Here is a 7,719-nt window from a genome sequence, read left to right as displayed (position 1 = left end):
GGCCGGGCGGCGCCGCGTCGCGCATGTCGTGTCAGACGGGGCTGCCGATGGGCGCGTACGCGGCGCGCAGCGTCGTCGCCTCGCTCACCGGCCGCACGCCCGCGCCGCTGCGCCTCCGCTACGTCTGGCAGAACATCAGCCTCGGCCGCCACGATGGCCTCACCCAGTTCACCCGTCGCGACGACACCCCCGTCGACGCCGTCCTCACCGGCCGCCCCTCGGCCCGCTTCAAGGAGGCCGTCACGCGGGGCACGGTGCTCGCCCTGCGCCGCTGAGCCGGGTCCGGAAATCGCGGGAGTCCCTGCGTCAGCGCGGCACGCCGAGGCCGTCGAGGACGATGCCCACGGCCCGGTCGAGCGCCTCGCCCTCGCTGAGATCCGTGGCGTGGGCGAGGGCCCGGAGGAGGAGGGAGACATCGGCGGCGGTGATGTCGGAGCGGGCGGCTCCGGCTGCCTGGGCGCGGCGGAGCGCGCCGTCGAGGGCCGCGCGGAAGGCGTCGGCGGACTCGGTGACCGGCTGGGACAGGCCCTCTCCGTCGTCGTCATGGGGCGGCAGCAGGTCCAGCAGGGTCATTTTCACCGGCCCGGCCGCCGCGAGGGTCTTCATCAGGGAGGCGAAGGCCGCGCCCGCGTCGCGGCTGTCGGCGAGCCGCAGCGCCTCGGCCGTCAGCTTCTCCAGATAGCGGCATGCGGTGGCCTCGATCAGGTCCTGCTTGGTGGCGAAGTTACGGAAGACGGTGGCGATGCTGACCCCCGCCCGCTGGGCGACCTCGTCGGTGGAGGCGGCGGCCCCCTTCTCGGCGAACACCTGCTCGGCGGCCAGCAGGACCTTCTCCCTGTTGGCGGCTCCATCGCGGCGCATACCGGACCCCCTTTGTAAACGTAGTGAGGACTACGTATGATGCGTAGTGACGACTTCGCTTAAGGGTAGGTCGCCGCGTCCCGGCGTGCCAAACGCACGGCGCGGACGCGAGAACGCGCGGTCCGGCCGCGAGCGCGCAGAGCGGCTCGCCCCCGGAATCACGCACTGGCCGCAGTACTGGCCGCAGCGCTCACCGCAGCCCTGCCCATAGCACTGACCACAGCATCGAGGAGCACCATCCATGTCCGTGACGGACGAGAACACCACTGTCGTGATCGTGGGCTCCGGCGTCGCCGGTCTCACGCTCGGCGCCTTCCTCCTGCGCAGCGGGATCGACTGCGTCGTACTGGAGCGGCGCAGCCGTGAGTATGTCGAGCAGCGCCAGCGCGCGGGGGTCGTCGACCCCCGGGCGGCGCGCATGTTCCGCGAGCGGGGCCTGGCGGACCGGGTCCTCGACGGAGCCCCCTTCGAGCCGGTCCTGAACTTCCGGATCGACGGCGAGACGCGGCCCTTCCGGTACGTGACCGACGACCACGTCGACGGGCGCTTCTGCCCCCAGCAGGTGCTCGTACGCAACCTCATCGACGTGTTCGTCGGCGACGGCGGCGACCTCCGCTTCGAAGCCGGGGACGTGACGCTGGAAGACGTCACCGGCCCCCGGCCGCGCGTGCGCTACCGCGACAGCGCGGGCGTGCCCCGCACCATCACCTGCGACTTCATCGCCGGCTGCGACGGGGACCGCGGCGTCAGCCGGGCGAGCATCCCCGAGGAGGAACTGACCCGCCACGCCCATGAGTACGGGTACGCCTGGCTGACCGTACTGGCCGACGCCCCCGCCAACCACCAGTCCATGATGGCCGTCCACGACCGGGGGTTCGCCGGCCAGTTCGCCCGCGGCCCGCGGGCGAGCCGCTTCTACCTCCAGTGCCCCCTGGACTCCACCGTCGAGGAGTGGACGGACGACCGTATCTGGGAGGAGATCGAGGCGCGCTTCGGCGAACCGGTCGCCGTGAAGGGGCGGATAGCCGGCAAGACGCTGGTGCCGCTGCGCAGCGTCGTCCACGACCCGATGAGCTTCGGCCGCCTGTACCTGCTCGGCGACGCCGCGCACATCGTGCCGCCCATGAGCGCCAAGGGCATGAACCTGGCCCTGCACGACGCCGACGTCTTCGCCACGGCCGTCGTGAGGCAGATCGAGGAACAGGACGCGAGCCTGCTGGAGTCGTACTCCGCCACTTGTCTGAAGCACGTGTGGAACTACCAGGCGTTCGCCGCGTGGTTCACCGACCTCATGCACGACGCGGGGGACGTCTCCTACCACGGAGAGTTCCGACGCCGCCTGGCGCGCGCCGAGTTCGAGCGCCTCTACGACTCGGAGACCGCGGGCCGGCTCTTCGGCGAGTTCCTCACCGGACTGAACTGACGGCGCTCATTCCGGGCGTGGTCCACCGGGCTACCTCGTCCGCGAAGGCGTCCGGTGCTGAGGACTCGGCGGCTGACTCCGCGGCGGACCCCGAAGCGCAAACCGCGGCGACGTAGCCGTCCGGCCGGATCAGGGCCGCCTCCACCGCGGACCAGGCTCCGGGGCCGGAGCCGGGCCGGGCGGCCCGTACGTCGACGCGTCGGGAGGCTAGGTGTGCGAAGCGGCCGGAGGGCGTGAAGTCGGCCAGTACGAAAGCGTCCTGGCGCAAGGCGTGCAGCAGGGACGAACCGGCGAGAGCGAGATCGGGCGCCCTTGTCCCGGTCACGGGATGAGCGCCGTCCGGCGCGGGATAGGACAGGTCCAGCCCGGACAGCCATCCCGTCAACTCGCTCGCCACATCGCCGCCTTGCGCGATCAGATCGCTGAACATCGCCCGCAGCGCCTCGCCCCCGGGGGTGAAGGTGTGCATCAAGGCGCCCTGGGCGAGGGTGTTGGCGGCCAGCCGCGCCGAGATCGGCCGGCGCTCGCTGTCGTAGTCGTACGGGCCGTCGGTCAGCCGGCCGGCCGCCCATCCGTGGTGCTCGGCCGCCAGTTTCCAGGCGAGGTTGGCGGCGTCCTGGAGGCCGACGTTGAGTCCCTGGCCGCCCGCGGGGAGGTGGATGTGCGCGGCGTCGCCGACGATCAATAACCGCCCGGAGCGGTAGCGGTCGGCGTTGCGGGTGCTGTCCGTGGCGTTCGTGATCCAGGACGCGCCGCGCACGCCGCAGTCGGAGCCGGTGATCCGCCGCAGGGTGGCCCGCAGCCACTCCAGCGACTGCGGCCGCGCGCGTCGTGCCCGTACCTCCTCGGACGTGAGCCCCGTGTCGGCGGGTTCGGTTCCGAAGATCCGGTACTGGCCGTCGGGCAGCGGCACGATGCTCAGGCTGCCGGTGTCCCGGAACCAGCGGTGCGACGGCGCGCCGGGCGGATCGGCGAGCTCCACATCGGCGGCGAAGCCGACGAGGGAGGGGGCGGTGCCCGGGAAGCCGATGCCCGCCAGGCGGCGGACCAGGCTGCGCGCGCCGTCCGCGCCCACCAGATAGCGGGCCTCGTGCACGTCGTCCCCGGTGTGCACGCGCACCCCCGAAGCGTCCTGCTCGGCATCGGTCACCGGTCGGCGGTAGCGCACGGGGACGCCGCGCTCGTGCAGATAGTCGGTGAGGGCTCGCTCGGTGCGCGCCTGCGGGATCATCAGGACGTACGGGAAGGGCGTCCGCAGAGCCGAGTAGTCCAGCATCGCGGGCAGCGCCGCGAAGTGTGCGCGGGGGAGGGGGCGCCCCTGATCGACGAGGACGTCGGACAGCCGTCGCCCGCCGGTCTCCAGCGCGGTGAGGACCTCCAGGGTGCGCGGGTGCACCGTGGTGGCCTTCGAGTGCACGCTGGGCCCGGCCTCGCGTTCGAAGACCTGGACGCGCACCCCCGCCGCGTCCAGCAGCGCCGCGGTCAGCAGCCCGACCGGGCCGGCCCCGGCGATGACGACGTCCGCGGTCACCGGCCTTCCCCCTTCGGGCGCAGCAGCAGTACACCGGCGGTCAGTCCGGTGGTGGAGGCGACGTGGATGGCGAGCGCCGCGCGGTTCGGCGCCCAGACGCCGGTGGTCGGGCCGCCGGACCACATGGCGGCCGTGAACCCGGCCGCCGCGGCGGCCATGCCCCGCCACATCGCGCGCCCGCGGCGCGGTCCGGCCAGCACGCCGATGACGACGGTGCCCACGGCCCCGGCGGTGATCAGCGCCTCGCGGGCCATGTGGTACTGGACGTGGCCCGCGCCGTTCCGTACTTCCGGAGTGCGGTAGGTCTCGTCCGTAATGTGGGTGATGGTCTGCCAGACGGACGGAGCGGCGGCAGCGATGCCCGCCGCTGTGATCAGGGCGCCGGCGTTCTCGCGTGCGGTTCTCATGGCCCCTCCAATTGGGAGAACGTTAAGATAATGAACCTTACGATAACTCACCCGACCTCACTACGAAAGGCCGCCCGTGCCCCAGGAACCCGCAGCCGACTACGTCGACGGCATGGTCGACTTCCTCACCCAGCAGCACGACAGCGAAGCGCTGGAGGCCAAGGCCCTCGCGTACCGCCTGCGCCGCCTCACCCACCGCCTGGAGACCGATCTCAAACGGGAACTCGCCCCGCACGGCATCGAGTTGTGGGCGCTGGAGCTGCTGGCCTGCCTCCTCCGTGCGCCGGAACGTCAGCTGACGGCCAGTCAACTGGCCACCGCCATGCAGCTGACCTCCGGAGCCGTCACCAACCGCGTGGCGAAGCTGGAGGCCAAGGGGTGGGCCGTACGCGACTTCGCGCCGCACGACCGGCGCTCGGTCATGGTCAGCCTCACCCAGGAGGGCTCCGAACGCGCCCGCGACGTCTTCGCCACCAAGACCGAGACCGAACTGCGCCTGCTCTCCGCGCTGTCCACGGAGGACCAGCGCCGGCTCAACGGCGATCTGCGCAGGGTGCTGATCGCCCTGGGGGACCGCGAGAGCTGAGCCGGACCGCGCGCGCCGGTCCGGGGGTGCGTCAGCCCACAGTTGACGCGCCGGCGTCCGATGCGTTGACGCCGCCGGCCGGGAGTCCGCCCGGCGGCGGCGCGTACCCGCGAGCGCGTACGAGATCGCGGGTGATCCGGGTGAACGCGCGCGCTGCGGCGCTGCGGTACGCGCCCTGCCGGTGCAACAGGGCCACGGTGCGCGCGGGCAGGGGCGGGTCGAGGGGGACGGGGGAGAGGTGGGCGTGATCGTGGGTGATGGCGTCGGGCAGGACGGTGGCCAGATCCGTGCGCCGGACGATTTCCGTCAGGGCCTGGATGGAGTTGGCCTCGACCGTGATGCGCGGGGCGGCCTGATGGCGGGCGAAGTAGGCGTCGATGTGCGCGCGGGTGGCGAAGTCGCTGCTGAGCAGCGCCAGCTGCCGCCCCCTCAAATCGTGTACGGGGAGCGGCTCCGACGCCGTGCGGGTGCGCTGCGCGGCGGCGGCGGTGACGAGGCTGAGGGTCTCGGTGAACAGCGGGGTGGGGGCGACGCCGGGCAGGTGGTCCCCCGCGAAGGCGATGCCGAGATCGAGGTCGTCGGCGAGCAGCGCGGCCTCGATACGGTCCTGCGTCGTCTCGACCAGGGTCAGGCCGATGCCGGGGTGGCGGGTGTGGAGCTCGGCGGTGAGCGGGCCGGTGAGGTAGGCGATGAAGGTGGGGGTGACGCCCAGCCGCAGATGGCCGCGCGAGAGGTTCTGGACGTCGTGGACGGCGCGCTCGGCGGCGGCCAGATCGCGCAGGGCGCGCCGGGCGTGGTCGGTGTAGACGGTTCCCGCGTCGGTGAGCCGCACCGTCCGCCCCGTACGGTCCAGCAGCTGCACGCCCAGGGTGCGCTCCAATTGCCGGATCTGCTGGGAGAGCGTGGGCTGGGAGATGTGCAGATCCTCGGCGGCGCGGGTGAAGCTGCCGTGTTCGGCCACGGCGAGCAGATAGCGCAGATGACGCAGTTCCAGAGCAGCGGCCATGACACCACTATAAGTGCGGCTATAGATGTCGCCACTGACTTCTATCGATAGCAGCTCTTGGACTCTATAGGTGCAGCTCATGCATGGTGGATTCCAGGCCGGTCGAGACCAGACGGATCCGTTCGGCCACAGCCCGCACAGGCCGTTCACCACCGGAGGGAGTGATCCATGCAGGACCTCGCCGAGGGCGTCGCCCGCTTCCAGCGGGACGTCTTCCCGGCCAAGGCGGAGCTCTTCGCCCGCCTGGCCGCGCACCACAGCCCGCACACCCTGTTCATCGGCTGCTCCGACGCCCGCGTCGTGCCCGAGCTGATCACCGGCACCGAGCCGGGCGACCTGTTCGTCATCCGCACCGCCGGGAATCTCGTGCCCGCCTACACCCCCGTCGCCGACGGGGTGGCGGCGAGCGTCGAGTACGCCGTCACCGCGCTGGGCGTGCGGGACATCGTCGTCTGCGGCCACTCCGCGTGCGGCGCGATGACCGCCCTGGCCGAGGGCCACGACCTCAGCGGCGCTCCGGCCGTGGCCACCTGGCTGCGGCACGCGGACGCCTCCCGGGCCCGTACCACCGCTACCGGCGACGTTCCGGCCCTGGTCCGGGAGAACGTACGCGCTCAGCTGGCGAACCTGGCCACGCACCCGTCGGTCGCACGCGCCCTGGCGGAGCGGCAGGTCACCCTGTACGGCTGGGTGTTCGACATCGCGACCGGCCATGTCGAGAACGTGCCCGCCGCGGGCTCCACGGGCTCCGCGGACTCTTCCGCACTCGCGGCCTGACCCCGCTGCCCGCCCCCCCCATGAGAAAAGCTCCTGCTGGAGAGTTCAGAGAGAAGGAAGTACAGATCATGGTGCACGCCCAGTTCAACCCCAGCGCCCGCGAGGCCCTCGCCGACGCCGCCGTCGAGGCGAAGGTCCGTAAGAACCTGTCCTGGCAGCAGATCGCCGACGCCGCCGGGCTGTCGGTGGCCTTCACCACCGCCGCGGTCCTCGGCCAGCACCCGCTGCCGGAGGAGTCCGCGAAGGCGGTCGCCGAGCTGCTCGGCCTGGACGACGGCGCGGTGACGCTGCTCCAGACGATCCCGACCCGCGGCTCGATCCCCGGCGGCGTCCCCACCGACCCGACCATCTATCGCTTCTACGAGATGATCCAGGTCTACGGAACGACCCTGAAGGCGCTGGTCCACGAGCAGTTCGGGGACGGCATCATCTCCGCGATCAACTTCAAGCTGGACGTGCGGAAGGTCGCCGACCCCGAGGGCGGCGAGCGCGCCGTCATCACCCTGGACGGCAAGTACCTGCCGACGAAGCCGTTCTGACCCCGCGCCTGCCTGAGCACACCCCTGCCTGAGTACGCGCCTGCCGCTGTACGAGGCGGCCCGTACCCCCTTCTTCCTTTCGACTGTCTTCGGAGGACCCCCATGGACTTCGCCCAGCGCACCATCGACCTCGCCCGTCAGAACGTGACCGAGGGCGGCCGCCCGTTCGCGACCGTCATCGTCAAGGACGGCGAGATCCTCGCCGAGAGCCCGAACATGGTCGCCCAGACCAACGACCCCACCGCCCACGCGGAGATCCTCGCCATCCGCGAGGCGTGCACGAAGCTGGGCACCGAGCACCTGACCGGCGCCACCATCTACGTGCTGGCCCAGCCGTGCCCCATGTGCCTGGGCTCGTTGTACTACTGCTCCCCTGACGAGGTCGTCTTCCTCACCACCCGCGACGCCTACGAGCCGCACTATGTCGACGACCGCAAGTACTTCGAGCTGAACACGTTCTACGACGAGTTCGCCAAGCCCTGGCAGGACCGCCGGCTGCCCATGCGCCACGAGCCGCGCGAGGACGCCGTCGACGTCTACCGCTTCTGGCAGGAGAACAACGGCGGCGAGCGCCGCGTCGCCGGTACCC

At 71.7% G+C, this 7,719-nt stretch carries 9 protein-coding genes and 1 pseudogene; 6 read left to right on the top strand and 4 right to left on the bottom strand.

All coding sequences use genetic code 11. The features are described from left to right. Positions 1-275 (top strand): annotated as a pseudogene (locus tag ACFU99_RS25300) (oxidoreductase); the annotation flags it as partial. A 31-nt stretch (positions 276-306) separates the two neighbouring features. On the opposite strand, the gene ACFU99_RS25295 reads toward ACFU99_RS25300, so the two are convergent. Continuing rightward, positions 307-861: a TetR/AcrR family transcriptional regulator gene (locus tag ACFU99_RS25295; RefSeq protein ID WP_384395687.1), complete on the bottom strand. Its 555-nt coding sequence runs from the start codon at positions 859-861 to the stop codon at positions 307-309. 241 nt (positions 862-1,102) lie between these two features. On the opposite strand from ACFU99_RS25295, the gene ACFU99_RS25290 reads away from it, so the two are divergent. Beyond that, positions 1,103-2,284 carry a 4-hydroxybenzoate 3-monooxygenase gene (locus ACFU99_RS25290; RefSeq protein WP_384395684.1) on the top strand — a complete coding sequence of 394 codons (1,182 nt, stop codon included), beginning with the start codon at positions 1,103-1,105 and terminating at the stop codon, positions 2,282-2,284. Here ACFU99_RS25290 and ACFU99_RS25285 read toward each other — a convergent pair. Both ACFU99_RS25285 and ACFU99_RS25280 read right to left on the bottom strand, forming a co-directional pair. Further along, positions 2,268-3,815: an FAD-dependent monooxygenase gene (locus ACFU99_RS25285; protein ID WP_384395681.1), complete on the bottom strand. Its 1,548-nt coding sequence runs from the start codon at positions 3,813-3,815 to the stop codon at positions 2,268-2,270. The two genes, ACFU99_RS25290 and ACFU99_RS25285, sit on opposite strands and share 17 nt — an antisense overlap. After that, positions 3,812-4,222, bottom strand: coding sequence for a hypothetical protein (locus tag ACFU99_RS25280; RefSeq protein WP_384395678.1), 411 nt, complete (start codon positions 4,220-4,222; stop codon positions 3,812-3,814). The genes ACFU99_RS25285 and ACFU99_RS25280 overlap by 4 nt, the downstream gene beginning before the upstream one ends. Positions 4,223-4,298: 76 nt before the next feature. Between ACFU99_RS25280 and ACFU99_RS25275 the strand changes: the two genes are divergently transcribed. Further along, complete coding sequence (locus ACFU99_RS25275; RefSeq protein ID WP_384395675.1) at positions 4,299-4,808, top strand: MarR family winged helix-turn-helix transcriptional regulator; 510 nt, start codon at positions 4,299-4,301, stop codon at positions 4,806-4,808. A gap of 31 nt (positions 4,809-4,839) precedes the next feature. On the opposite strand, the gene cynR is transcribed toward ACFU99_RS25275, so the two are convergent. Beyond that, the gene (gene cynR / locus ACFU99_RS25270) at positions 4,840-5,814 is read right to left on the bottom strand and encodes a transcriptional regulator CynR (RefSeq protein WP_384395673.1); all 975 of its coding nucleotides are present in this window, start codon (positions 5,812-5,814) and stop codon (positions 4,840-4,842) included. Positions 5,815-5,982: 168 nt separating this feature from the next. Between cynR and ACFU99_RS25265 the strand changes: the two genes are divergently transcribed. The 3 genes from ACFU99_RS25265 to ACFU99_RS25255 all read left to right on the top strand — a co-directional run. Next, a complete protein-coding gene (locus ACFU99_RS25265; protein WP_384395670.1) occupies positions 5,983-6,591 on the top strand; it encodes a carbonic anhydrase in 609 nt (202 codons plus the stop codon). Between the two features lie 68 nt (positions 6,592-6,659). Further along, positions 6,660-7,130, top strand: coding sequence for a cyanase (gene cynS / locus ACFU99_RS25260; RefSeq protein WP_384395668.1), 471 nt, complete (start codon positions 6,660-6,662; stop codon positions 7,128-7,130). Positions 7,131-7,232: 102 nt separating this feature from the next. Further along, on the top strand, positions 7,233-7,719 hold a 487-nt coding region (locus ACFU99_RS25255; protein WP_384395665.1), incomplete at its 3' end, for a nucleoside deaminase.

It is taken from the genome of Streptomyces sp. NPDC057654, from assembly GCF_042800135.1.
Taxonomy (GTDB): domain Bacteria; phylum Actinomycetota; class Actinomycetes; order Streptomycetales; family Streptomycetaceae; genus Streptomyces.
Note: the sequence above shows the minus strand (reverse complement) of the source record. Positions and strands in the feature narration are given on the sequence as shown.

Bases quoted from the DNA above. Each gene is read 5' to 3' on its own strand.
- ACFU99_RS25280 (WP_384395678.1), bottom strand. From the start codon at position 4,222: ATGAGAACCGCACGCGAGAACGCCGGCGCCCTGATCACAGCGGCGGGC.
- ACFU99_RS25295 (WP_384395687.1), bottom strand. From the start codon at position 861: ATGCGCCGCGATGGAGCCGCCAACAGGGAGAAGGTCCTGCTGGCCGCC.
- ACFU99_RS25265 (WP_384395670.1), top strand. From the start codon at position 5,983: ATGCAGGACCTCGCCGAGGGCGTCGCCCGCTTCCAGCGGGACGTCTTC.
- cynR (WP_384395673.1), bottom strand. From the start codon at position 5,814: ATGGCCGCTGCTCTGGAACTGCGTCATCTGCGCTATCTGCTCGCCGTG.
- ACFU99_RS25290 (WP_384395684.1), top strand. From the start codon at position 1,103: ATGTCCGTGACGGACGAGAACACCACTGTCGTGATCGTGGGCTCCGGC.
- cynS (WP_384395668.1), top strand. From the start codon at position 6,660: ATGGTGCACGCCCAGTTCAACCCCAGCGCCCGCGAGGCCCTCGCCGAC.